We start from the raw sequence: 21,924 nt of genomic DNA on the forward strand, positions 1-21,924 counted from the left end.
CCAGCAGGCGTGAAGCCGTCAGAGGCTGTTGATCCACTCGATCGCTTCCTTAGCGGTCATCGCACGACCCGGCTGAGCCGCCGCCTGTTCGACCCATGCGAGGAAGTCGTCCGACATTTCTCCTCGGCAGATCGGGCACGAATCGTCGCCATGATCGTCACCACAACCGTCCTTGAAAGCGTCATCCATGGACCATCCCCTCGACCTCACTGACGAGGCCCCAGCCACCATACAGACCATCACCGCACGCTTGCGAGACCGCGCTCAGGCGGTCGTCGGAGCGGCTCAGAATGGTGCCACGGCTGATTTCCCTTCGCCCGCTCCAGTCTTTCCCAAACCATTGGGAGAGCACGACAAACCGTCGAAGCGACGGTCCAGCATCAAGATCGTCTCCACCGACAGTCTACACAATGATGCCGGTCGAGGTGTCTCAACCTCTAATCGTAATCCTAACGGCTGGGATCGGCATCAATCTTAGTCCAATACCGGTCGCGCAAATAAGTGGCGAGAGCCTGATATTCACTCTCTCCGTTGGCGCGATATTGCTGGACAGGATCGTCCTCTCCTTTTTCATCCCGCCCAATCTCGAACACCTTATCGTTCCTGAAGTGTTGAAATGCGCTACGGAGCTTATCAGCAAACGCTTCGAACCGCTCATGGGTCTCGGGTTGCAGAAAGATCGTGCCTTCGGCAGATGCGCGGTTCAGCGCCACGACAGCTTGATTTGCAGCATGGAGACGCTGCCATCCTTGAAGTTCGCCAAAATAGCTGGTGCGCTCGTAGGGTGACTTCGCGCGAAGCTCGTCTTTCTCGAAATCTCGCAAGGTGGAATCCACAAGGAACGCCTCGAAACGCGCCTCGCTCAACTGGTGTAGGTTGGTTCCCTCCTGCCACCGGGAAATCATCCGCATCACCGCGTAGTGAGCTTCGGTGGCCGCGTTCCAGATGGCAGGGATAATCTCGAACTCGCGCTGGTTGAGCTTTACCGACCGGTCGAGAAGGGTTGATCGTTCGAACCTAACTCGTTCGATAAAGCTGGTGTGTTCCTGTCGTGTCGCCTCAAGCTGCTTTTGCCCTTCGAGCTTCACGGATTCGAGACGGGTGGTGAACTGGGCATCCAGCCACTTGCCTGCTACGACCTTGGCACCGGCCCATGCGACAGCCGCTGCCGTGGCGGCGCTGATGCCGACCGTGCCTACCCAATGTGTAAGGTCCATGCCGGTCGGTCGTTATGACGATACGGGAGCGGAGACGATTTCCCCCGTGGCGTTGGCGAAGGCCACCATCGCCAGCATCATCTGCGCTGGCCCTTCCGGGAGAATAAACCACGCCCCATTGCCTCGCGCGCTTGGATAGCCAAGGTCAGCAGCGTTCGTGATGTCGCCGTTCCAGCGGATGCCGACGCAGCCGGGGACTTCATCATAGGTCATGGTCGCCACAGACCAGTCCGTGCTCGGGTGGGTATACACCACATTGATGGTGCCTTGTTCGATCCGCCACTTAGGCGAGTGAGCATCAGTAGGATGCACGGTCAGTCTCCTTCTCAAGAGAAGGTCTGAATATGGCTAACTATCCTATCGCGCGCAACAGACTCCACTAGGATTCAATTACTGCAAGGTGGTCGAAGTTGAGCGCCGGGAACCGAACGGCATTCAACGCCTCAGCCAATGCACGCGGCTGATACCCGCTCCCATAGTTGTCGGCGACCGCCGTGCCCTTGCCATCGGTCGTCCACCCACCGAGGAGCAGAGCCACATCACGGTCAATCTTCGCCTCACGCAGCCCGTCGCGGAAGTTGTGGCGGAACGAGTGGAAGCAGGTGAGCGGCGCGGCGGCTCCGGCATTTTCGAGGAAGCGCGAGAACCACCTCGATATGGCGGTGGAGCGGTAGCCCAGATGTCCGAATGGAAGCTCAGGGAACAGGTCCGTTTCACCGCATAGGCGCTGAGATTCCGCGAACGCCAAAAAGCCGCACCGGATCAGTTCGTCGTGGACAGGCACGATGCGCTCACTGGCGTTCGTCTTCACGCGCTTTTCATCGCCTGTCTGGCTGAGCCCGGAGGCCACGCGAAAACACGAGATGCCGTCAATCACCCGGATGTCGGAGACCTCAAGCTGGCAAATCTCGTTGAGCCGCAGGCCGCTGAACAGCGCAATCAGCGGCACCCAGAACCGAGCGCGGCGGGGGTGCTGGTCGCCGGGGACAGCGTGGCCGTTCGCGTCATCCCGGCACCCGGTGTAGATCGGCGCGTCAAAGATACGGCGAAGCTGGTCGGTCGAAAACGGGTTGCGCTTGTCGCGCTTCTTCACCGGGTCGGGGAGCTTCAGCCCCTTGAGCGGATTGCGATCAAGATAGCCCTCGTTCATCGCCCAGTTCATCACACCGCCGAACCGATTGATGTAGGCGTTTAGGTTTGCGGTGCTGATCACGCGGCGCTCGCCCTTCGCCTTAGCGGCAGCGATCACCTCCGTGATCGTCATCTCTGGAAAGCGCTGATGTGCGCTTTTCGGCATCTCGCGCAGGAGCGCCACGAAGTCGCGACATCCCTCGCGTGTGATCCCACTGAGCGGCGTCTCCTCACCAAACACCTCAATGACCCATTTCCGGGTCGTGGCATGCGCGATCTGGGTGCGCTTGCTCCATTGATGCTTCGGGTCCGCGATGAAGCGATCGTAGACATCGCCGATAGTGCGGGTGCTCGACGGCGAGAGCGGCGCTGGCGGCTGCGCAGCAGCCGGGGCCAGCGCAGTTGAAATCGTTGGATCGTTGACCGGGACATTGAGCAGCATGGGGTCGATAACGCGACCGATCGAGCAGCGCATTTTCTCGAACTCGGCTTCGACATCAGCGGCGACCCGATGGATGCGCCGGAGCGCCATCGCGTAGCTGTCAGTGTCCAGTGAGCGCCATACTTCGCGTCCTTCCCAGACCGTCAGGAGGTCGGTCGGCACCCGTCGTCGATAGTGGAAAATCCCGCGCTTCGAGCAGAGGCCAATCGGTCGATTGTGTAGACGCCTTGTGTAGACGCCCTGACGACAATTTCCTGAGCATTTACGAGAGTTTGAGACACCTCGACCGGCATCATTGTGTAGACTGTCGGTGGAGACGATCTTGATGCTGGACCGTCGCTTGGACGGTTTTGCGAGGACTTCCAACGAGTTGGAAGCCGCTGGAGCGGGCGAAGGGATTCGAACCCTCGACCCCAACCTTGGCAAGGTTGTGCTCTACCACTGAGCTACGCCCGCTCTGGCGTTACCCGAACCGCTCAAAAATTGGCGGGTCCGGGGTGGAGGCGCGCCACTAGCAGCGGTGTGCGGGGCCTGCAAGAGGAAAAAGCAAGTTTTCTCACCAACCGCGGCTCGCATCGCGCGGTATCGCATTCGCCCTTCACAAATCGACCCGGAACACCGATCTACCAATCGCAAACTTAGCAAATCGGGAGCACGTGAATTGGCCAGCATGGGTCTCAACCTGGACGAACAGAAGGCAGTGGATCGGTTCCGGCAAGCGGTGGTCGAGCCCTCCATGACCCAGCTCGTCATCCTGGACTTCTGGGCCGAATGGTGCGGGCCTTGCAAGGCGCTGACCCCACTGCTCGAAAAGGTTGCCGCCGAATACGCGGACAAGGGTGTGGTGCTCGCCAAGATCAACGTCGATGAGGAACAGTTCATCGCCGCGCAGTTCCAGGTGCGCTCGATCCCGACGGTCTATGCCATCTTCCAGGGCCAACCGGTGGCCGACCTGACCAGCGCGCGCGGCGAATCGCAGCTCAAGGCCTCAATCGATCAGTTGCTGGCCAAACTGCCTGTTCAAGCCAGCGGTGCCGAAGCAAAGCCTGATCTGGAACCGCTGATCGCCATGGGCGAAGAGGCGCTGGTCGAAGGCGATGGTGAGCGTGCGGCCAGCATTTTCATGCAGATCCTGGAATTGGCACCCGACAATGGCGAAGTCGTTGCCGGTCTGGTGCGCTCGTTCGTTGCCGCTGGCCGGATCGAGGAGGCCGAGCAGGTACTCGATTCGCTGGGCGAGCCGCTCTCCACCGACCCGCACGTGGAACGCGCCCGCAAGGCGCTGGCGCTGGTACGTGACAAGCCTGAGGACAGCGAACTGGACGCCCTGCGCAGCGCCGCTGCCGAGCGTCCGACCGACATGGACGCGCAGTTCGCGTTCGCCTCCGCTGCGTTTGCTGCCGGCGATCGCGATGCCGCCGCTCAAACGCTGCTGCACATGATCGCCGCCGACCGGGAATGGAACGAGAGCGCCGCAAAGGCGAAGTTGCTGCAGATCTTTGAGGCGATAGGATTGGAGGATCCCTGGGTTTCCACCACGCGCCGCAAGCTTTCTACCGTGCTGTTCGGCTGAACGCGCTTGGCCCGCATCACCATATTCCCCTTGGCCGGCGTGGTCCTGTATCCGGGACTGCAGTTGCCGCTCCATATCTTCGAGCCACGGTATCGCGCAATGATCAGCGATGCGCTGGCCCGTGATCGACGCATCGGCATGATCCAGCCGCAACGTCCGGCAGAAGGCGCGCCGCTGTTTTCGGTTGGCTGTGTGGGGCGCATCAGCGACGTGGAGGCGCTGGAGGACGGGCGCTTCAACGTGGTGCTGGAGGGCGAATCGCGCTTTCGGCTGATCCGCGAACTGGAGGTGACCACCCCGTTCCGGCAGATCGAGGCAGAACTGCTGCCCGAGCCCGATCAGGTGCTGGCCCCGATCCAGCGCGCCAGCTTTGAGCGCGAAGCGCGCCGCTTTGCCGAAGCCCACGGCTATGTAGTGGACTGGGATCAGGTGGGTCGGCTCGATGACTTGTCGCTGATCAACGGCGTATCGCAGATCGCGCCGTTCGACGCCGCCGCCAAGCAGGGGTTGCTGGAAGCTGACGGGCTGGTGGCCCGGTGCGAGTTGCTGGTGCAGCTCATGCAGTTCTTTGGCCGCGCTGCCGATGGTGATGAGGACGGCGCGACGTTGCAGTAATCCTGGCGGTTCAGGCGCGGTGCGGTCCCAGCAGCGTCACGGCCGCCCCGGCAAGGCATAACGCCGCGCCGCCCACGTCCCAGCGATCCGGCCACACCCCTTCCACAGCCCAGAGCCACAGCAGAGCGCTGACGATGTAGATCCCGCCATAGGCCGCATAGGCGCGCCCTGCCTGCGTGGTATCGACCAGAGTGAGCAGCCACGCGAAGACGGCCAGCGCCGCGCCTGCGTAGATCGCCAGGGTCGGCATCAGCGCACCAGGGTGGCCTTGATCCCGTCAATCACATACTGCGCCGCGAGGGCTGCAAGCAGCACGCCCAGCAGCCGGGTGATTACCGCTTCCACCTTGTCGCCCAGGATCTTCATCAAGGGCCCGGCAGCGGCCAGCGCTGCGAAGGCCAGCGCCATGACCGCCAGCATCGCGCCCAGGATCGTGAGCGTCTGCTGCGAGCCGTGCGCGCGGCTGGCGAGCAGCATCATCGTGGCGATCGACCCGGGGCCGGCCAGCATCGGCATCGCCATCGGGAACACCGAGACATCCTCGATCTCGGGTGTGGCGGCGTTATGGGCCATGATCTTCTCGGCCCGTTCCTCGCGCCGCTGTGTGCGCTTTTCGAACACCATGTCGATCGCGATCATGAACAGCATGATCCCGCCGGCAATGCGAAACGCGTCCAGCTCGATGTGGAGCGCGCCCAGCAGCGTCTTGCCGAACAGCGCGAAGATCACGAGGATGCATGCCGCGATGAAGCACGCCCGTGCGGCCATGCTGATCGCCTGATGCCTGCTGGCGCCAGCGGACAGTCCGGCATAGATCGGCGCGCAGCCGGGGGGATCGATGACCACGAAGAGCGTCACGAAGGCGCTGAGGAAAAGCTCGTACATGCGGTCCGTCTACCTCGCAGCGCTATCCTGCCGCAACCTTTGCCGCGAAACGACTGGATTGCCTGCGGCAACGGCGGCTGTCAGGTCACCAGAGCAATCATCCCGGCCCAGATCATCAGGCTTACGAGCGCCGCGGCGAGCCACCAGCCCCACACGATAGGCTTGCTGCCCGCTGCAGGCGGGGCTGCCTGGTTGGCTGCCGATGGTGGCCGCCGGGTCGGCCCATCACGCGGGGGTTCTGAGCCGACCATGTTGACGCAGCTTTCATGAAAAACGGTGCACGCGTTGTCACGTCCTGCCCGGAAGTAGGGCTGCGATCGGCTTTAGCCAAGAGTTATGAATATTTCGGCCTCGATCACCCACGTGCCCTCGCTGAGCCGCCATTTAGCACAATAGGTTCCGAAGGCGCGCGGCGACCCGGCATCGCGCCAGCGCCCGTATTCCATGGCAAGCGGCTCCGTAGGCGATGGCTCTACCCGCTCCGTGGTGCGCACATATACCAACCGGTCAATGTGCTCGAACTCGCGCCGCCAGACCTTGACCTGCGCCAGCCGACCGGCGATCACCGCGCTGTCGGTGCCGGTGACCATCACGCAATCGCGCGCGAGAATAGGGCCGATGGCCGCAGCATCGCCGTGGGCGATAGCGCGGTTGAACGCGGCGCGACGGGATCGGATGGCAAGGTCCGCGTTGGTCATCGGCGGATCAGGGGTTTGTGGAGGCAGGGCATGGCAACGCTTGTGGCGATTTGGTCGCGCCATGAAAAGACTATGCAAAAACCCCGGCTACCTTTTAAAGGGACCGGGGCGTTCGCGGCATGGCCCTGCTTAGCACACGACCATGTTCCGATTGTTTCGCCAGATCAGTTCTGGCCGGCACCCATCGGGATCGGGGTGCCCTGCTTGAGATAGATGCGATTGTCGTCGATCTTTTCGACGTTATCGAGCGCGATGTAATGATGCGCACCGTCAGAGCTGTCCGTGCGGGTCAACTTGATCTGGTCATCCTTCACGTGATCGACCGTGCCGACATGCTCGCCGGTGCTGGTGGCGACTTCCATGTGTTCATGAATGCGCAGTTTCTCGAACATGGTGTATTGCTCCAAGTGTCTGGGGAATATGTGAAATAAACCCCGCTGCGACCATTTCGTTCCGTTACTCGTCCCTTGCGAACACCGGTTGGTGGCACTAGGCGGCGTGGACAAATTCCGCAACGCCACGATTTACCTGTAAAGGGCCGCCACTTCCGCGTCGGCTCGGCTCGAAATATCGACATATTCCGTCACCTCGCCTCCTTGAACTGACGGCTTTTGCCTCCAGTCGTGGCGATGCGGAATGTGTCCACGCCGCCTATGCCGTCAGGGCTGTGCACCAAGGCCGAATGTGGCATCGCCCCGGTCTGACAACAGCACTGCATCGGCGCTGACGCCGTCAATCTGGCTCACCGCCACGAATTCCGCATTGCCACCGTCGAGCAGAAGCTCCTCTCCCTCGACGCCGATGACACGGCCCAGTTCTTCGCCACCGGGCGCGAGCACCCGCATTCCCCGCCGGACGAAGCCCGCCGGGGTCGGCCATTCAGATACGCCTGCGCCATCTTGTGATGTGCTGTCCACGATACTTCTCCTGCGCCGCACGCGCGCTGCGTGCCTCGCCTGACAAAGACCCACACCGTGTCCAAAGTTCCGCAACACGTATCGCAAAACACTTGGAACAGGGCGTGAACCCTACTAGGGATGGGGGTATAACGCTTTTTAACGACCCAAATGTACGTTCTCGAACCTGTGTAAAGATTGATTCGTCCTCTCGATTTTGCGACGTTTTGCACTATCTCTGGAGTCTCCGCCTGAGTGTTCGTCAGCGATGATGCACCCCAAGCGAAACGAATTTTCCGCCACGTCGGCGGCACCCCCGATCGAATGCCGGAGCAGCGCACATGTCCCTTCTGGAAGGCCGCAAGACTTACAAGCCCTTCGAATATCCGTGGGCCTACGATTTCTGGAAGCGCCAGCAGCAGCTGCACTGGCTGCCCGAGGAAGTGCCGCTGGGCGAAGATTGCCGGGACTGGGCGCAGAAGATTTCTGAGCATGAGCGCAACCTGCTGACGCAGATCTTTCGTTTCTTCACCCAGGCTGACGTCGAGGTGCAGGATTGCTACCACGAAAAGTACGCGCGGGTCTTCAAGCCGACCGAGGTGAAGATGATGCTCACCGCCTTCTCCAACATGGAGACGGTGCACATCGCCGCGTACTCGCACCTGCTTGACACGATCGGCATGCCCGAAAGCGAATATGGCATGTTCCTCGAATACGAGGAACTGAAGGCCAAGCACGATTATCTGCAGAAGTTCACCGTCGACAACGATGAGGATATCGCCCGCACCCTGGCGATGTTCGGCGGCTTCACCGAGGGCGTTCAGCTGTTTGCCAGCTTCGCCATGCTGATGAACTTCCCGCGCTTCAACAAGATGAAGGGTATGGGGCAGATCGTGTCATGGTCCGTACGTGACGAATCGCTGCACTGCGAAGGCATCATCCAGCTGTTCCACGCCTTCGTGCAGGAACGCGGCTGCCTGACCAAGGCGGTGAAGGACGACATCGCCGACCAGTGCCAGACCACGGTTCGGCTGGAAGACAACTTCATCGACCTGGCGTTCGAAATGGGCCCGGTGCCCGGCATGAACGCCAAGGACATCAAAAAGTATATTCGCTTTATCGCCGACTGGCGGCTGAACCAGCTGGGCCTCAAGCCCATCTACATGATCGACGAGCATCCCCTGCCTTGGCTGCAGCCGCTGCTCAACGGCGTGGAGCATGCCAACTTCTTCGAAACCCGCGCGACCGAGTATTCCAAGGGCGCCACCAAGGGTGACTGGAACACCGTGTGGGCCAATTTCGATGCCCGCCGCAAGCCGATGGCCAGTAACGAAACTGCGGTGGACGATGGCAGCGAGCCCGGCCTGTTCGGCAGCGTTGCGGCAGAGTAATCCAGACCGCGAAAGGCCCGGCCTTCCCGGGCCCATCAACACATCAAAAAGGACGCCGGCGGCCACCCCGCCGGCGTCCTTTTTTGCATTTGCGCAACACAAGCTCATGATCGCGCACGATTAGAAAAAGTTACGCGACACCGGGCGCAGGCCATGGCATCGATCATGCGCCGGTGACGGCAACGCCTACCCGCCAACGGGCGGCATCTGGTACTGAATAAACGGGACAAAACCCTGTACGAACGGGGCCCGACAGACCGGGAGAGATCAAAAAAACGGTTCAGGTAAAGGTGCGCCGGCAACGTCTGGCTGCGCCCGAGGAGAATAGCATGAAACTTTCCAATGCCCTGTCGCTGGCGGCCGTGTCCGCCATTGCCTTGACCCAGGCCCAGGCGGCGCACGCCCAGCAGGCCCCCGATGCAGCTGCGTCCGCTGCCCCCCCCTCAACACAGGGCGGCGACGAGATTGTCGTCACCGGCAGCCGCGCGCAAGGACGCTCCAAGTTGGAGTCCGCATCACCCGTCGATGTGGTGACGCTGCAGGACCTGAAGCAGCAGGGCACGACTGAGCTGGCATCCGCGCTGTCGAACGCGGTGCCCTCGATCAGCTTCCCCCGCCCCTCCGCCACCGACGGCACTGACGCAATCCGCCCGGCAACCCTGCGCGGCATGGGGCCTGACCAGACGCTGGTGCTGATCAACGGCGTGCGCGCGCATACCTCCGCCTCGCTCAACGTCAACGGCTCTGTCGGGCGCGGCTCGGCGGCGGTCGATCTCAACACCATTCCCTCCACCGCGCTGTCCTCGATCGAAGTGCTGCGTGATGGCGCCTCGGCGCAGTACGGGTCCGATGCGATCGCCGGCGTCGTGAACCTACGTCTGCGCGAAGCGGACCACGGCGGCGGCGCCAGCGTGACATATGGCATCTACGATACCGACGTCGACACCGCGCGCGCCAGCCGCCATGTAACCGGCGAAAGCACCGTCACCGCCTCGGGCTGGCAGGGCCTCAAGCTGGGCAGCGATGGCTTCCTCACGCTGTCCGGCGAATATTCGCACCGCAATCCCACCAGCCGCGGCGATGTCGATCCGCGCCTTGCCGTGCCCGTGGTGGACAACCGCTTCGGCGACCCCGAAGTCGATAGCTACACCGGCTACGTCAACGCCGCCAAGCCGCTGGGCGACACGTGGACGCTGTATGCCTTTGGCGGGTATCAGTATCGCGAATCCACCTCGGCTGCGTTCCCGCGCCTTGCCAGCGCGGCGGCAGTCTACGGGCTTCCCGGCTTTCTGCCCAAGATCAACACCCGCTCCAAGGACCTGACCGCCACCGCCGGCCTGCGCGGCGAAATCGCCGGCTGGAAGACCGACATCAACGTCAGCTACGGGCGCAACCGGATCGACTATCGCACGCTCGATTCGGCCAACTACACCTACGGTGCCGCCAGCCAGACCGACTTCTATGACGGCGCGTCGATCTACGATCAGTGGGTTGCCGGCGTGGACTTTTCCAAAAAGTTCGACGTGTTCCAGTCGCTCAACGTCGCCTGGGGCGTCGAAGGCCGACGGGAAAGCTACGAGATCAAGGCTGGTGAGCCTGCCTCCTACGGCTACGGCGCCGCATTCCCCAGGGCGGCGCCGGGCGCGCAGGGCTTCCCTGGCTTCTCAACGCTGAACGAAGTGAACGAGCATCGCCAGAACGGCTCGGTCTACCTCGATCTCGAAGCGCAGGTGACCGACAAGCTGCTGGTCGGGCTGGCCGGGCGCGGTGAGGACTATTCCGATTTCGGCACCACCGGCACTGGCAAAGTGACAGCCCGCTACGATTTCAGCCCGGCGTTCGCCATTCGCGGCACGGCATCCACCGGCTTTCGCGCGCCCAGCCTGATCCAGCAGTACTACACCTCGATCACGTCGGTCATCCAGAACGGCAACCAGATCGTGACGGGCACGTATCCCTCTACCTCGGTGGTCGCCACCGCGCTGGGCGGCCAGCCGCTGGAGCCGGAGAAGTCCACCAACCTGTCCGCCGGCTTCGTGGTGCGCAGCGGCGGTTTCTCGCTGACCGTCGATGGCTACCGCATCCATGTACGCAATCAGATCGGCTTGTCGGAAAACATTCCGGTCACCACGATCCCGGGCGTTTCCGCGGCGCGCTTCTTCCTCAACGGCCTGGCGACCACCACGCGCGGTATCGACGCGGTCGCCAACTACCGGCTGGTCACGGAAAACGCGGGCACCTTCAACCTGACCCTTGCGGGCAACGTCAACGACATCAAAGTGACCCGCGTGCCCACCAGCCCGCTGTCCACCCTGTTCGCCCGCAGCCGCATCTTCACCCTGGAATCGGGCACACCGGGCGAAAAGATAACCGGCAGCGTGGACTGGACCGGCGCGCGGCTGGGCGCCACTGCGCGCGTCACGTATTACGGCAACGTCCTGCAACCGGGCACCACCGCAGCGGCGGACCAGAACACCGGCAAGCGGGCGATCACCGACCTGGAACTGCGCTACCAGCCCAAGGACGCGCCGTTCAACCTGGCGCTGGGCGCCAGCAACCTGCTGGATGTCTATCCAAGGCAGGTGCCGGCGGCGCTTAACACCACCGGCGTCACCGCGTTTCCGTTCTACTCGCCATATGGCTTCAACGGACGCTATCTGTATGTTCGCGCCGGCTTGAGCTGGTAAGAGGCATGCTGTTACCCGCACGGTGCCGGCTTGTATCGGCCCCGTGAGGGCCACCGAAATCTCGATGATCAAGAAAGGGCTCCCTTGCGCGCCTTGCTGCTGACCGTGGGCCTATGCGCCCTTGCCGTATCGCCTGCTGTCACCGCGAAAGAGCAAGCACCCGCCGCTGACGTCCAGTCCGGCTTCGCGCGCCATGCGATGGTGGCGGCCGCCAATCCGCTGGCGACCGAAGCGGGCCTTGCGGTGCTGCGGCGCGGCGGTTCGGCGGTGGACGCCGCCGTAGCGATCCAGGCGGTGCTGGGGCTGGTGGAGCCGCAAAGCTCAGGTCTCGGCGGCGGCGGGTTCATGGTTTACTACGACGCCAAGACCCGCACGGTTACCGCCTACGATGGCCGCGAAACCGCGCCCGCCGGGGCCACCAACCGCCTGTTCGTGGGCGATGACGGCAAGTCGCTGCCCTTTTTTGACGCGGTGCTGGGCGGCATCTCCACCGGCGTGCCCGGCGCCATCGCCATGCTGGACCAGGCGCACCGCGATCACGGCACGCTACCGTGGGCAGGCCTGTTCGACACGGCGGAAAACCTCGCCGACCAGGGCTTCATCGTCAGCAAGCGGCTGGCCGGTATGATCACATCCAAAGCCCCGCAGGCGTCCGCCCCCGATGCGGTGCAGTATTTCACCAAGCCGGACGGCACGCGCTATGCCGCCGGAGACCGGCTGCGTAACCCCGCGTATGCGCAAACGCTGCGCCGGATCGCCACGTTCGGCGCATCCGGGCTGCTGACCGGCCCGGTGGCGCAGGACATCGTGGCCCGCGTGCACGAAGCTCCGCGCCCCAGTTCCATGACGCTGGCCGATCTGGCCGCGTACCGCCCCGTCGTCCAGCCGGCGCTGTGCCGGCCTTTCGAGACATATGTGGTATGCACCCCGCAGGCCCCCTCGGGCGGACCGGGTCTGCAGATCGCTCTGGGCATACTGAACCACACCGACATCGCCAAGCGGGGCGCGAACGACGAGCAGGCGTGGTTCCAGTTCGGCCAGGCCAGCCGCCTCGCCTATGCCGACCGTGACCGCTATGTAGGCGACCCCGCCTTCGTCAAAGTGCCGGTCGAAGGCCTGCTGGCGCCTGACTATCTGGCCGCGCGCGCCGCGCTGATCGGCGAAACGGTGGGCCCCGTCACCTTCGGCCATCCGCAAGGCGCGCCGCCTGCGGGCATCGACAATACCCGTGAGCCGGGCGGCACCAGCCATTTCGTGATTGTCGATAAGAAAGGCAACGTCGTGTCGATGACGACCACGGTGGAATCGATCTTCGGTTCGGGCCGCATGGTCGACGGGTTTTTCCTGAACAACCAGCTGACCGATTCCTCGTTTTCTCCCACCGACCCGGACGGCGCCCCTGCCGCCAACGCGCCCGGACCTGGCAAGCGCCCGCGATCTAGCATGGCGCCTGCCATCGTGCTCAACCGCAACGGCACGTTCTATGCGGCAGCCGGCTCGCCCGGCGGCAGCGCGATTCAGGCATACGATCTCAAGGCGTTGGTCGCGATGCTGGGCTGGGGCATGTCCCCGCAGGACGCCGCCGCCCTGCCCAACCTCGTTGCCAAGGACAATCGCTTCAGCGCCGACCCCTTCCCGCCCGCGATCATGGCGGCGCTGGCAGCACGGGGGATGAAGCTGGAAACCTCGCGCGGGGAAGAATCGGGCATTCAGGCGGTGGTGACCAAAAACGGCGGTTACCTTGGCGGTGCGGACCCCCGGCGTGAGGGCCGCGCGCGGGGTTTTTAACGCGCCGCTGGCCCGATGGTCGAGGGTCAGAAGAGCGCCCACCCCGCGATGGCCCCGGCCCCGATGATAGCGGGTGTTACCCAGGCACCCTTCATCCGCCACGCCGCAATCAGGGCTGCGATCGCCAGCATGACCCCAAACGCGGGCGCCGGTATGCGCAGCCCGGTTGCGTAGCCCAACTGGAGGAACGTGGCGGCGATGATCCCCACCACCGCCGCCGCGATCCCCTCCAGCACATGCCGCAGCGCCGGGTTTTCGACGATCGCCTCCAGCCTTTCGAACAGGACCAGCGAGAACGCGAAGGCCGGCAGAAACATGCCTGCCGTTATCGCCAATGCACCGCCAAGGCCCCCCGCCACGAAGCCGGTAAATGTGGCAAAGATGACGAGCGGGGCAGGCAGCACGCCGGCCAGCGCGATGCCGTCCAGGAAGGTCGGATCGCTGATCCAGCCCCGTCCCACGGTATCCGCCCGCACGTAAGGGATAGCGGTATAGGCGCCCCCAAAAGTCAGCAGTCCGCCCTTGAGGCCGGCCAGGAACAGGGCGAGCGGGGTTGCCGGCGTGCCTGTCGTCGCGTGCAGTGCGTGCAATGGCTCGGCCCAAACGTGGATGGCCACAATCGCCCCGGCGGTGACGATCAGCAGCAGCGCCGCAGCGACTGCCGGGCGGCGCGAAACGCCGTAAGCGATGCCGCCAAGCGCCAGCGGTATCCAGAACGGCACCTGCGCCAGGGTCATGACCAGACTGGCGATGGCGATGGCGCCCAGCAGCGCGGTTTCGATGATGTGCTGGCCGATCCGCACCACCGCGCGCGCGATGATGCCCAGCACCACGACCTGCACGCCAAGCAGCGCGCCTGACAGATGGGCATCGCCCACAACGAAGCTGACATAGAACCAGCCGGCCAGCAGCATGAGCACCAGCCCCGGCAGCATGAAGCCAAGCCCCGCCAGCAGGCCGCCGATCCGTCCGCGTGCCACCATGCCCAGATGCACGCACAACTCATGCGCCTCCGGCCCGGGCAGGACCTGCAGCACCGCCAGCAGCCGATTGAACCGCGCCTTGCCGATCCACGCCTCCTTGTCGACAAGCGCCTCACGGATCATCGCGATCTGCGCCACCGGACCACCAAAGGCGAGCATCCCGAAAACCAGGAACTTCAGGAACAGGGCTGTCAGCGTAAGCGATCCGGGGCCGGAGGGGGCGCTATCCGGAGCGGGTGAGTCCTCGTTCATAGTGCACGCTCCTTTTGCCGCACAAGCGGCGTCATGGAGCGGAAGCTTGGACGGGGGCCCGTCTCACCGGGCGTTCCGCGCCTGCCCGAAGACCCCGTTTCTCTTCAATCGAAGGGAAGATCAATACCCGTTTTGCAAGCTGGTGCATGAAACTACTGCGCAAAGCCTGGCCGCTGGCCATCGCGCTCGGCGCTTCCATGAAGCGAACCGCAACCATTTATCAGCGCTGACCGCCGATCACTTTTGCGGCATCCGGGCTGCGCGCACGCGCTGCGTCGGTCATGTGTGACAGGGCCTCGGCAATGAAATCGCGTTCGGCTTCAGGGGTCGCAAAGAAGCGGCGCGGGAGGATCATGGCGCTGCTTTGCACCAGAAAAACCCAGTGCTTGCGGGTTGCGAACAGGTCCGTGACGCAAGCCCAGTTGGCGGTCATGACAAGGTCGGCCAGATCGTAGACCAGCCCTTCGGGCGTGATGCGCAGGGTAAGCAGATGCTCGTAAGCCTGACCGCGCCTGGCAAGGGCCTTGCGCATTGCGGGAGCGGACAGACGGTGAATTACGAACAGGCCACCGCCAAGCCCGACGAACGCAAACTCGGCTGAAAGCACCGCCGCTACCCAGTCCCCCGTTATCCATCCCCCAACGCCGATGCCGATCGTCAGCATGCAGACCAACACGATTACCATCGACTGGCGCGGTGACAGGCCCCTGCGGCCTTTGACATACCCCAAGGCTGCGGTGCTTTCTCCCGCCAACAGAACGCCTGTCGCTTCCATTCCAATTCCTCGACACAGCTTCGCAGCCGATGCTAGCTCTACGGTTCGGAGACGTCACCCGGCTACCGTGAGATGCGTTGACCGCTGGTGCCGCGAAAACCCCGCACCGTCGATTTTCCGGGCTTTCGCAAACATGTATAGCGCTGGATTATCGTTACAGGAGGAGGTTGACAGCCCCATCCCGCCTCCGCATCTTGGCAAGGGCAGATGTCGCCAGCCGCTCGCGTCCGCAAGGATATGGTGAAGACATCGCGATATGGTCTTCACCGGATAGTCCGCCCGGCGATGGATCGGCAATGCGAGCACCGATATCCCATTGCCGGCGCGAGGACCTATCATGCCGACTATCGATCAAGCCAAGGGAATGGCCAAACGACTGCGCTCCGCGCTTGCCGAACGTGCCATCGATATAGCGCACTCCGCCAGCCTTGAACTGGTCGCCGCCCAACTCGGTCATCAGGACTGGAACACGGCGGCAGCAAAGCTGCAGCCTACCCCGGCGGATGGAGTAGCCTTCCAGCAGGCGATACCGATTCTGCGCATCTTCGATGTTGCCAAGGCCCGGGAATTCTACTGCGATTTTCTGGGCTTTGCGGTGACGATGGAGCAACGCCACGAACCAGATCTTCCCCTGTACATGGCGGTGGAACGGGGCGGGCTGGAACTCCATCTATCGGAGCATCACGGCGATGCCAGTCCCGGATCAACGGCGTTCGTCTGGATGATGGGTATCCGGGCATTCAACGCGGAACTGATCTCCAAGCACTACGGCTATGGCCGCCCCGGCATCATCCGACAGCCTTGGGGCGACCAGATGGAAGTCCACGATCCCTTCGGCAATCGTGTGCGCTTCTGCCAGAAGCGCGGTTAAAAGCGACGCGGTCGTTTGGTAATCACCGTTGCCGAACGACCGCCACTATCGATGCAAAACGCACAGAAGTTTGTTCAAAACAGGTGAGCCAGATAGGGTGCAAAAGTCAGTATCCCGATCCCCGCCGCCGCGATTGAGGCCATCAGCACACCGCCCGCCGCAAGATCCTTGATGCGCCCGATTGCAGAATCAAATTCGGGGCAAATACGATTACAGAGGTCCTCTATTGCCGTGTTGAACGCCTCTGCCAGCCAAACCAAGGCAATCGCCAGCACAACCCAGCGCCAGTCCGATACAGAAATCTGTAGAATCAGTCCGGTAGCTATCGCACCTACGGATGCTACGATATGCACCCAGGCATTATGCTCTTTCTGCACAAGACAGCGCAAACCCCGGCCCGCAAATATAAAGCTCTTAAGCCGTGCGCGAAGGGAAAAGCGAATTGCCCGTTCAGATGCGTGGCGTAGTTGCTTCATGTCACCCCCGCGCGCCGAACAGCGCGCTGCCCACGCGCACGTGCGTCGCGCCCAGCATTATGGCGGTTTCGAAGTCTTCGCTCATGCCCATGCTGAGCTGGTCCAGTCCGTTGTCCGCGGCAATCTTGGCGAGCAGGGCGAAGAACGGCGCGGCCTCAATGCCCGCAGGGGGCACGCACATCAGGCCGATCACCGGAATGCCCGCGTCGCGCGCAGCGGTCAGCAGCGCGGGCACGTCGGGAATCGGGCAGCCGCCTTTTTGCGGCTCGTCCCCGATATCGACCTGCACGAAGCACGGCACCTGCCGGCCCGCCTTGGCCATCGCCTTGCCCAGCGCAGTCACCAGCGACGGGCGATCGAGCGAATGGATGCAGTCAAACAGCGCCACCGCATCGTCCGCCTTGTTGGACTGCAACTGACCGACCAGATGCAGCGCCACGTCCGGGTAGGCGCTGCGCAAGGCGGGCCATTTGGCTTGCGCTTCCTGCACCCGGTTTTCCCCGAAGGCCCGCTGCCCGGCGGCCAACAGCGGTTCGATCGCGGCGGCATCGTGCGTCTTGGAAATGGCGATGAGGTCCACCGCGTCCGGCGTGCGCCCGGCGATACGGGCGGCCTGCGCGATACGCGCGCGGATATCGTGAAGGGGAGTTGCTGGCTGATCCATCGTGCGCTGCTATAGCGTGCGCGTGAAGAACCGCCAGCCGCCTGTTGCCGCCCGCCCGCCCGCCCTGTGGCTGGTCAGCGATGCGCGCAACGATGCGGTGCTGGAACGCGCGATCGCCGGGCTGCCACGCGGCTCCGGCCTGATCTTCCGGCATTATCACCTGAGCCCCGCCGCGCGCCGGGCCCGCTTCGATGTGCTGAAACATAAGGCGCGCAAGCTTGGTCATGTGGTGGTGCTGGCGGCTGATGCGCGCACGGCGCGGCTCTGGGGGGCGGACGGGATCTACGGCGCGCCGGACCGGATGCGTCGCGCGCCTGGCCTGCTGCGCCTTGCCACCGTCCACACGCTGCGCGAAATCGCCGCCGCGCACAGCGTGGACGCGGACGCGGTGCTGCTCTCACCCGTGTTCACAACCGCATCCCACCCTGGCGCCGTCTTCCTCGGCCCGGTGCGGTGGCGGTTGCTGGCAGCACGCGCGCGTGTTCCCGTCATCGCGCTGGGTGGTATGACCGCGCACCGGGCGCGGGCCCATCGCATCGCACGCTGGGCCGCGATCGACGGGCTGTCCACGCAATCTTCTGGATAACGCCGCTGCCCCGGCTTGCGCCGCCCCGTCCCCCTTTGGCAGAGCGCACGGGTGAGCGCGAACATCGTCATCGGCACCGCCCCGCGCGGGGAACCGGTGGAAATCGACATCAAGGAACTTCTGGCGACCCGCCTGCTGGTGCAGGGCAATTCCGGGTCCGGAAAGTCGCATCTGCTACGCCGGATCCTGGAAGAAAGCGCCGGCATCGTCCAGCAGGTGGTGATCGACCCGGAAGGCGATTTCGTGTCGCTGGCCGAACAGTTCGGCCACGTGGTGATCGACGGTTCGGCCTATGGCGAGGCCGAGATCGCCCGGCTGGGTGCACGCATCCGCCAGCACCGCGCGTCGGTGGTTCTCGCGCTCGACGAGCTAGAGATTGACCAGCAGATGAAATGCGCGGCGCAGTTCCTGGGCGCCTTGTTCGATGCCCCGCGCGATCAGTGGTATCCCGCGCTGGTGGTGGTGGACGAGGCGCAGCTGTTCGCGCCTGCCGCCGCTGGCGAAGTGAGCGAGGAGGCGCGCCGGGTCAGCCTGGCGGCGATGACCAACCTCATGTGCCGGGGCCGCAAGCGCGGGCTGGCCGGCGTTATCGCGACCCAGCGGTTGGCAAAGCTGGCCAAGAACGTGGCCGCCGAAGCCAGCAATTTCCTGATGGGCCGCACCTTCCTGGATATCGACATGATCCGCGCGGCCGACCTGCTGGGGATGGAGCGGCGGCAGGCCGAGGCGATCCGCGATCTGGCGCGCGGGCAGTTCCTGGGCCTTGGCCCCGCGATCGCGCGCCGTCCTGTCGCCGTCACGATCGGCGCCGTGCGCACCGGGGCGAAGTCGGTAACGCCGGGCCTTGCCCCGCTGCCCACCGCCAGCACCGAAGAACTGCGCGAACTGCTGCACGAGAACCTGCACGTAGAGCCTGACCGTCCCGAATTTCCGCGCCCGGCCCCGCGCACCGAAGATGCCGAAACGCTGGCGCGCCGCATCGCCGCGAACCAGCTGCTCGAACCCACCAGCGCCCAGGCGCGGGAACGCGAGCGCGAACGCGAGCGGGCGGAACCGGGCGCGGAGGAAAGCCGCGAGGCGATGATCGCGATCATGAACGCCATGGCGCAGGAGGATGACTGCACATTCCAGTCCGCCACCACGCTGTTCCAGGACTTCACCATCCGCTGCCGCATGAAGGGCATTTCGGTGCGCGGGCTGGACGCCACAATGTTCCGCCGCGGTTTCGCCGCCGCCATAGCGGGTATCGAGAACCCGGACGATGCGCGCTGGGAAGACCTGCTCAACCTGGCCAAGCACGTGCCGGACGATGCGCTGGGCCCTTTCTACGTCATCGCCCGCGCCGCGATCGAGGGGAAGCCCTGCCCGGACGATGCCGATCTGGCCCGCATCTACGGCACCAGCAGCCCCCGCCGGGTGCAGCGCCTGCTGGACTACCTCGAAAAGGACGGCCTGATCGTGGTGCGCACCGACTTTTCCGGCAAACGCTCGGTCGCCCTGCCAGACCTCGGCGTCACCACCGCGCCGGTAGAAGCGTAGGCGGGGAGGGCGGGTTGAAGTTGCGCTGAGCCATCAGTTTTGCGCTGTCTTTGGTAAAAATCAGACATTCGGGTTCCGCCCCCTTGCTGACACTCGCTGGCCCATGGTTTAAGCAGGATTGGAGACGCTAAGGTAGTAAATACGGATCAGACATGGATCAAGTATCGGAAGTACTGACGCCATTTGTAGCTTTCGGCTGGATCGCGCTGGTCGTTGGTATGTCGATCATCTATCGCATCCGAGTAGGGAAGCCCATCTATCCGAGAATTCCGACTGATGCGGTGTTTGCAGAACGTTGGGCGTCCGGGCCTTTCGCGTTAAATTGCTTGTTAGTTTCGGTCACGTCAGACGGCATTTCTGTAGTACCGAAATTCCCTTTCAATCTGATGTTTCTGTCGGAATTCTACGGTTTGGAACGTTGCGTTCCTATCACCACCATCCAGTCGGTTGAGCAAACGAAGAGCCTTTTTCGAAATAATGTGCTGATTACATACGGTAAAGACCGAAAGACCTTGCGTCTTCGGTTAAGCAAGCCCGGACAATTTCTGACTACGATCCGCAAGCTGCAAAACTCTGTCGGCATAGGAACGTCCGCTTTCCACCAAAATACCCCGCTCCGGTAGCAATTCAAATACAGCCCAAAGCCCACATGTCCGCCAAGCCCCTCAACGCCTCGGCCAGGCTTGCAGGGCGGTGGCGACGATGGCTTGCAGGGAGGCGCGGGCCATTCCGTCTCTCGCCATCACAGACAATCCTTGCATGACTGTCATTACCAACCCGGCCAGCGCCGACGCGTCTGTGTGCGGCGGCAGAACGCCGGACGCAATGTCGCGCGCGATGCGTTGCTCAAGATGGGACGCGACGAAGGAGCGGATGCCCGCGACGGACTGGCGAACATCTGAGGATGCAGGCGAGCCGCTGGCCGTGGCGCTGGCGAGCAGGCACCCCGGCGGCGTTGCCTCCCCCGTATAGGTGATGACCGCCCCCATCAGTAGCGTGCGCGCTGCATCGAGGGCACTGGGCGCAGCAGCGATGGCTTGCGCTGTGGCTTCAAGATCACCGGCATACAGCGCCACCGATTCCAGAAAGAGGCGCTTCTTGTCTCCGAACGCGCCGTACAGGCTGGGCGTGGTGATCCCCATCGCTGCCGTAAGGTCGGTGATCGAGGTGGTCTCGTAACCGTGCCGCCAGAACGTCAGCATCGCGCGCTCAAGCGCTGTGTCCCGATCGAAGGACAAGGGGCGGCCCGTCTTTTTCAGGCCCCGACCGCGGGGCTCAGTCTGTTTCATAGCGATCACTCGGAAATACGTTGACGTTCTGCGCCCGACCTAGCATGGCTTTCATATCGAACACTACGAAAGTTGATGCATGGCCTTGACCTCCTTCCGCGCGCTTGGCCGTTCCGGCCTGATCGTCAGCCCGCTGGCGCTAGGGACGATGACGTTCGGACCGGGCGCATGGAACGCCGACGAAACGCAATCCCGGGCGGTCTTCGATGCCTACCTCGATGCCGGCGGCAACTTTATAGACACAGCCGACATCTACAGCGGTGGGGAAAGCGAAACCTTGGTCGGCCAGTTCGTGGCGGACAGAGGCGTTCGAGACGAGGTGGTCCTTGCCACCAAGTTCGCCTTCAACGGTTCGGCCAGCCCGCTGGTCGCAAGCCAGACCCGCGCCGGCAATCCCAATGCAGGCGGAGCGGGCGCGAAGAACATCTACCGCGCGCTCGACGCATCGCTCAAGCGGCTGCGCACCGACTATGTCGATCTGTACTGGATGCATATCTGGGACGGTGTCACGCCGGTAGAGGAGATCGTGCAAACCCTTGGCGATCTCGTCCGTGCCGGCAAGATACGCTATTACGGCTTGTCCGACATGCCGGCATGGCTGGCGATGAAGGCGGCGACGATCGCAGCCGAGCGCGGGGTGCCTGCGCCCATCGCGATCCAGGTCGAATACTCGCTGGTCGCGCGCGACGTGGAGGCAGAGCACGTTCCCGCAGCGCGTGAAGGCGGCATGGCCGTCATGCCCTGGAGCCCGCTGGCCGGAGGCTTCCTGACCGGCAAGTATCAACCTGGCGATGTGGCAGGCAAGGGCCGGCTCAGCGGCGCGAACCCCTTTGGCGACAGCAAGTTTACCGACCGCAACTGGGCCATCCTGGAGACGCTGAAGCAGGTGGCCGCACAGCTTGATCGCCCGATGGCGCAAGTCGCGCTGGCTTGGACCTTGACGCGCAGCGGCGTCGGCTCGACGCTGATCGGGGCAACCAGCGTCGCGCAACTCGCCAGCAACATCGCCGCCTGCGACATCCATCTGGAACCATCGCACCTCGACCGTCTGAACGCGATCAGCGCCCCCACGCCCACGTTCAGTTCGGCGCTCACGTCACCGATGATCCGCCGCATGGTCTATGGAGGTCACGAGGTGGTCGGCTGGGCGCAGTAGGGCCAAGGGG

25 protein-coding genes and 1 tRNA gene are annotated in these 21,924 nt (G+C 63.5%); 10 read left to right on the forward strand and 16 right to left on the reverse strand.

The window, feature by feature from the left end:
• Positions 1 to 18: 18 nt before the first annotated feature.
• The 5 genes from ASE49_RS18065 to ASE49_RS03660 all read right to left on the reverse strand — a co-directional run bounded on the left by ASE49_RS18065 (position 19) and on the right by ASE49_RS03660 (position 3,246).
• Entirely contained in the window at positions 19 to 189 is a 171-nt protein-coding gene (locus tag ASE49_RS18065; RefSeq protein ID WP_156370085.1) for a hypothetical protein, read from the reverse strand.
• A gap of 260 nt (positions 190 to 449) precedes the next feature.
• On the reverse strand, positions 450 to 1,217 hold the full coding sequence (locus tag ASE49_RS03645; protein WP_056768774.1) for a hypothetical protein: 768 nt from the start codon (positions 1,215 to 1,217) through the stop codon (positions 450 to 452).
• A 12-nt stretch (positions 1,218 to 1,229) separates the two neighbouring features.
• Positions 1,230 to 1,529, reverse strand: a complete 300-nt coding sequence (locus tag ASE49_RS03650; protein WP_056768775.1) for a hypothetical protein — start codon at positions 1,527 to 1,529, stop codon at positions 1,230 to 1,232.
• Between the two features lie 67 nt (positions 1,530 to 1,596).
• Positions 1,597 to 3,216: a site-specific integrase gene (locus tag ASE49_RS03655; protein WP_327195742.1), complete on the reverse strand. Its 1,620-nt coding sequence runs from the start codon at positions 3,214 to 3,216 to the stop codon at positions 1,597 to 1,599.
• A tRNA-Gly gene (locus ASE49_RS03660) sits at positions 3,172 to 3,246 on the reverse strand. The genes ASE49_RS03655 and ASE49_RS03660 overlap by 45 nt, the downstream gene beginning before the upstream one ends.
• 214 nt (positions 3,247 to 3,460) lie before the next feature.
• Here ASE49_RS03660 and ASE49_RS03665 point away from each other — a divergent pair.
• Both ASE49_RS03665 and ASE49_RS03670 read left to right on the forward strand, forming a co-directional pair.
• On the forward strand, positions 3,461 to 4,363 hold the full coding sequence (locus tag ASE49_RS03665) for a tetratricopeptide repeat protein (protein ID WP_056768777.1): 903 nt from the start codon (positions 3,461 to 3,463) through the stop codon (positions 4,361 to 4,363).
• A 6-nt stretch (positions 4,364 to 4,369) separates the two neighbouring features.
• Positions 4,370 to 4,978, forward strand: a complete 609-nt coding sequence (locus tag ASE49_RS03670) for an LON peptidase substrate-binding domain-containing protein (RefSeq protein WP_056768778.1) — start codon at positions 4,370 to 4,372, stop codon at positions 4,976 to 4,978.
• A 10-nt stretch (positions 4,979 to 4,988) separates the two neighbouring features.
• Here the strand turns inward: ASE49_RS03670 and ASE49_RS03675 are convergent, their stop codons facing one another.
• The 6 genes from ASE49_RS03675 to ASE49_RS03695 all read right to left on the reverse strand — a co-directional run bounded on the left by ASE49_RS03675 (position 4,989) and on the right by ASE49_RS03695 (position 7,478).
• Positions 4,989 to 5,228 (reverse strand): hypothetical protein, encoded by a 240-nt coding sequence (locus tag ASE49_RS03675; protein ID WP_082456291.1) that lies wholly within the window; start codon positions 5,226 to 5,228, stop codon positions 4,989 to 4,991.
• The gene (locus tag ASE49_RS03680) at positions 5,228 to 5,863 is read right to left on the reverse strand and encodes a MarC family protein (RefSeq protein ID WP_056768779.1); all 636 of its coding nucleotides are present in this window, start codon (positions 5,861 to 5,863) and stop codon (positions 5,228 to 5,230) included. The genes ASE49_RS03675 and ASE49_RS03680 overlap by 1 nt, the downstream gene beginning before the upstream one ends.
• Positions 5,864 to 5,943: 80 nt before the next feature.
• Positions 5,944 to 6,114: a hypothetical protein gene (locus ASE49_RS18070; protein ID WP_156370087.1), complete on the reverse strand. Its 171-nt coding sequence runs from the start codon at positions 6,112 to 6,114 to the stop codon at positions 5,944 to 5,946.
• Between the two features lie 72 nt (positions 6,115 to 6,186).
• Positions 6,187 to 6,561, reverse strand: a complete 375-nt coding sequence (locus ASE49_RS03685) for a nuclear transport factor 2 family protein (protein WP_056768780.1) — start codon at positions 6,559 to 6,561, stop codon at positions 6,187 to 6,189.
• A 164-nt stretch (positions 6,562 to 6,725) separates the two neighbouring features.
• Positions 6,726 to 6,953: a DUF2171 domain-containing protein gene (locus ASE49_RS03690; RefSeq protein ID WP_056768781.1), complete on the reverse strand. Its 228-nt coding sequence runs from the start codon at positions 6,951 to 6,953 to the stop codon at positions 6,726 to 6,728.
• Positions 6,954 to 7,220: 267 nt separating this feature from the next.
• A complete protein-coding gene (locus ASE49_RS03695; RefSeq protein WP_056768782.1) occupies positions 7,221 to 7,478 on the reverse strand; it encodes a hypothetical protein in 258 nt (85 codons plus the stop codon).
• Positions 7,479 to 7,798: 320 nt separating this feature from the next.
• On the opposite strand from ASE49_RS03695, the gene ASE49_RS03700 reads away from it, so the two are divergent.
• The 3 genes from ASE49_RS03700 to ASE49_RS03710 all read left to right on the forward strand — a co-directional run bounded on the left by ASE49_RS03700 (position 7,799) and on the right by ASE49_RS03710 (position 13,323).
• Positions 7,799 to 8,848 (forward strand): ribonucleotide-diphosphate reductase subunit beta, encoded by a 1,050-nt coding sequence (locus ASE49_RS03700; RefSeq protein ID WP_056768783.1) that lies wholly within the window; start codon positions 7,799 to 7,801, stop codon positions 8,846 to 8,848.
• Positions 8,849 to 9,177: 329 nt separating this feature from the next.
• On the forward strand, positions 9,178 to 11,535 hold the full coding sequence (locus ASE49_RS03705) for a TonB-dependent receptor plug domain-containing protein (RefSeq protein WP_056768784.1): 2,358 nt from the start codon (positions 9,178 to 9,180) through the stop codon (positions 11,533 to 11,535).
• 84 nt (positions 11,536 to 11,619) lie between these two features.
• Positions 11,620 to 13,323 carry a gamma-glutamyltransferase family protein gene (locus ASE49_RS03710; protein WP_235522818.1) on the forward strand — a complete coding sequence of 568 codons (1,704 nt, stop codon included), beginning with the start codon at positions 11,620 to 11,622 and terminating at the stop codon, positions 13,321 to 13,323.
• Between the two features lie 26 nt (positions 13,324 to 13,349).
• Here ASE49_RS03710 and chrA read toward each other — a convergent pair whose 3' ends face one another.
• Together chrA and ASE49_RS03720 are read right to left on the reverse strand one after the other, a co-directional pair.
• Positions 13,350 to 14,558: a chromate efflux transporter gene (gene chrA, locus ASE49_RS03715; RefSeq protein WP_056768785.1), complete on the reverse strand. Its 1,209-nt coding sequence runs from the start codon at positions 14,556 to 14,558 to the stop codon at positions 13,350 to 13,352.
• Positions 14,559 to 14,778: 220 nt separating this feature from the next.
• Positions 14,779 to 15,333, reverse strand: a complete 555-nt coding sequence (locus tag ASE49_RS03720) for a YcxB family protein (RefSeq protein WP_056768786.1) — start codon at positions 15,331 to 15,333, stop codon at positions 14,779 to 14,781.
• A gap of 337 nt (positions 15,334 to 15,670) precedes the next feature.
• On the opposite strand from ASE49_RS03720, the gene ASE49_RS03725 reads away from it, so the two are divergent.
• Complete coding sequence (locus ASE49_RS03725; RefSeq protein ID WP_056768787.1) at positions 15,671 to 16,204, forward strand: glyoxalase superfamily protein; 534 nt, start codon at positions 15,671 to 15,673, stop codon at positions 16,202 to 16,204.
• 74 nt (positions 16,205 to 16,278) lie between these two features.
• Here ASE49_RS03725 and ASE49_RS03730 read toward each other — a convergent pair whose 3' ends face one another.
• Both ASE49_RS03730 and ASE49_RS03735 read right to left on the reverse strand, forming a co-directional pair.
• A complete protein-coding gene (locus ASE49_RS03730) occupies positions 16,279 to 16,680 on the reverse strand; it encodes a diacylglycerol kinase family protein (RefSeq protein ID WP_056768788.1) in 402 nt (133 codons plus the stop codon).
• Position 16,681: 1 nt separating this feature from the next.
• Positions 16,682 to 17,344, reverse strand: a complete 663-nt coding sequence (locus ASE49_RS03735) for a YggS family pyridoxal phosphate-dependent enzyme (protein WP_056768789.1) — start codon at positions 17,342 to 17,344, stop codon at positions 16,682 to 16,684.
• Positions 17,345 to 17,366: 22 nt separating this feature from the next.
• Here ASE49_RS03735 and ASE49_RS03740 point away from each other — a divergent pair, with 22 nt between their 5' ends.
• From ASE49_RS03740 to ASE49_RS18075, 3 genes are all read left to right on the forward strand, one after another.
• Complete coding sequence (locus tag ASE49_RS03740; RefSeq protein ID WP_235522824.1) at positions 17,367 to 17,930, forward strand: thiamine phosphate synthase; 564 nt, start codon at positions 17,367 to 17,369, stop codon at positions 17,928 to 17,930.
• 51 nt (positions 17,931 to 17,981) lie between these two features.
• Entirely contained in the window at positions 17,982 to 19,469 is a 1,488-nt protein-coding gene (locus ASE49_RS03745; protein ID WP_056768791.1) for an ATP-binding protein, read from the forward strand.
• A 152-nt stretch (positions 19,470 to 19,621) separates the two neighbouring features.
• Positions 19,622 to 20,092 (forward strand): hypothetical protein, encoded by a 471-nt coding sequence (locus tag ASE49_RS18075; protein ID WP_156370089.1) that lies wholly within the window; start codon positions 19,622 to 19,624, stop codon positions 20,090 to 20,092.
• A gap of 42 nt (positions 20,093 to 20,134) precedes the next feature.
• Here the strand turns inward: ASE49_RS18075 and ASE49_RS03750 are convergent, their stop codons facing one another.
• Complete coding sequence (locus tag ASE49_RS03750) at positions 20,135 to 20,707, reverse strand: TetR/AcrR family transcriptional regulator (protein WP_235522825.1); 573 nt, start codon at positions 20,705 to 20,707, stop codon at positions 20,135 to 20,137.
• Between the two features lie 130 nt (positions 20,708 to 20,837).
• Between ASE49_RS03750 and ASE49_RS03755 the strand changes: the two genes are divergently transcribed.
• Positions 20,838 to 21,914, forward strand: a complete 1,077-nt coding sequence (locus ASE49_RS03755; RefSeq protein ID WP_056768793.1) for an aldo/keto reductase — start codon at positions 20,838 to 20,840, stop codon at positions 21,912 to 21,914.
• Positions 21,915 to 21,924 lie beyond the last annotated feature (10 nt).

Source organism: Novosphingobium sp. Leaf2 (genome assembly GCF_001421325.1).
Taxonomy (GTDB): domain Bacteria; phylum Pseudomonadota; class Alphaproteobacteria; order Sphingomonadales; family Sphingomonadaceae; genus Novosphingobium.

Excerpts from the sequence above, each read along its gene's own strand:
- ASE49_RS18070 (WP_156370087.1), bottom strand. The coding sequence starts at position 6,114 with ATGGTCGGCTCAGAACCCCCGCGTGATGGGCCGACCCGGCGGCCACCA.
- ASE49_RS03755 (WP_056768793.1), top strand. The coding sequence starts at position 20,838 with ATGGCCTTGACCTCCTTCCGCGCGCTTGGCCGTTCCGGCCTGATCGTC.
- ASE49_RS03665 (WP_056768777.1), top strand. The coding sequence starts at position 3,461 with ATGGGTCTCAACCTGGACGAACAGAAGGCAGTGGATCGGTTCCGGCAA.
- ASE49_RS03725 (WP_056768787.1), top strand. The coding sequence starts at position 15,671 with ATGCCGACTATCGATCAAGCCAAGGGAATGGCCAAACGACTGCGCTCC.
- ASE49_RS03680 (WP_056768779.1), bottom strand. The coding sequence starts at position 5,863 with ATGTACGAGCTTTTCCTCAGCGCCTTCGTGACGCTCTTCGTGGTCATC.
- ASE49_RS03720 (WP_056768786.1), bottom strand. The coding sequence starts at position 15,333 with ATGGAAGCGACAGGCGTTCTGTTGGCGGGAGAAAGCACCGCAGCCTTG.
- ASE49_RS03705 (WP_056768784.1), top strand. The coding sequence starts at position 9,178 with ATGAAACTTTCCAATGCCCTGTCGCTGGCGGCCGTGTCCGCCATTGCC.
- ASE49_RS18065 (WP_156370085.1), bottom strand. The coding sequence starts at position 189 with ATGGATGACGCTTTCAAGGACGGTTGTGGTGACGATCATGGCGACGAT.
- ASE49_RS03700 (WP_056768783.1), top strand. The coding sequence starts at position 7,799 with ATGTCCCTTCTGGAAGGCCGCAAGACTTACAAGCCCTTCGAATATCCG.
- ASE49_RS03730 (WP_056768788.1), bottom strand. The coding sequence starts at position 16,680 with ATGAAGCAACTACGCCACGCATCTGAACGGGCAATTCGCTTTTCCCTT.
- ASE49_RS03735 (WP_056768789.1), bottom strand. The coding sequence starts at position 17,344 with ATGGATCAGCCAGCAACTCCCCTTCACGATATCCGCGCGCGTATCGCG.
- ASE49_RS03685 (WP_056768780.1), bottom strand. The coding sequence starts at position 6,561 with ATGACCAACGCGGACCTTGCCATCCGATCCCGTCGCGCCGCGTTCAAC.
- ASE49_RS03690 (WP_056768781.1), bottom strand. The coding sequence starts at position 6,953 with ATGTTCGAGAAACTGCGCATTCATGAACACATGGAAGTCGCCACCAGC.
- ASE49_RS03675 (WP_082456291.1), bottom strand. The coding sequence starts at position 5,228 with ATGCCGACCCTGGCGATCTACGCAGGCGCGGCGCTGGCCGTCTTCGCG.
- ASE49_RS03645 (WP_056768774.1), bottom strand. The coding sequence starts at position 1,217 with ATGGACCTTACACATTGGGTAGGCACGGTCGGCATCAGCGCCGCCACG.
- chrA (WP_056768785.1), bottom strand. The coding sequence starts at position 14,558 with ATGAACGAGGACTCACCCGCTCCGGATAGCGCCCCCTCCGGCCCCGGA.
- ASE49_RS18075 (WP_156370089.1), top strand. The coding sequence starts at position 19,622 with ATGGATCAAGTATCGGAAGTACTGACGCCATTTGTAGCTTTCGGCTGG.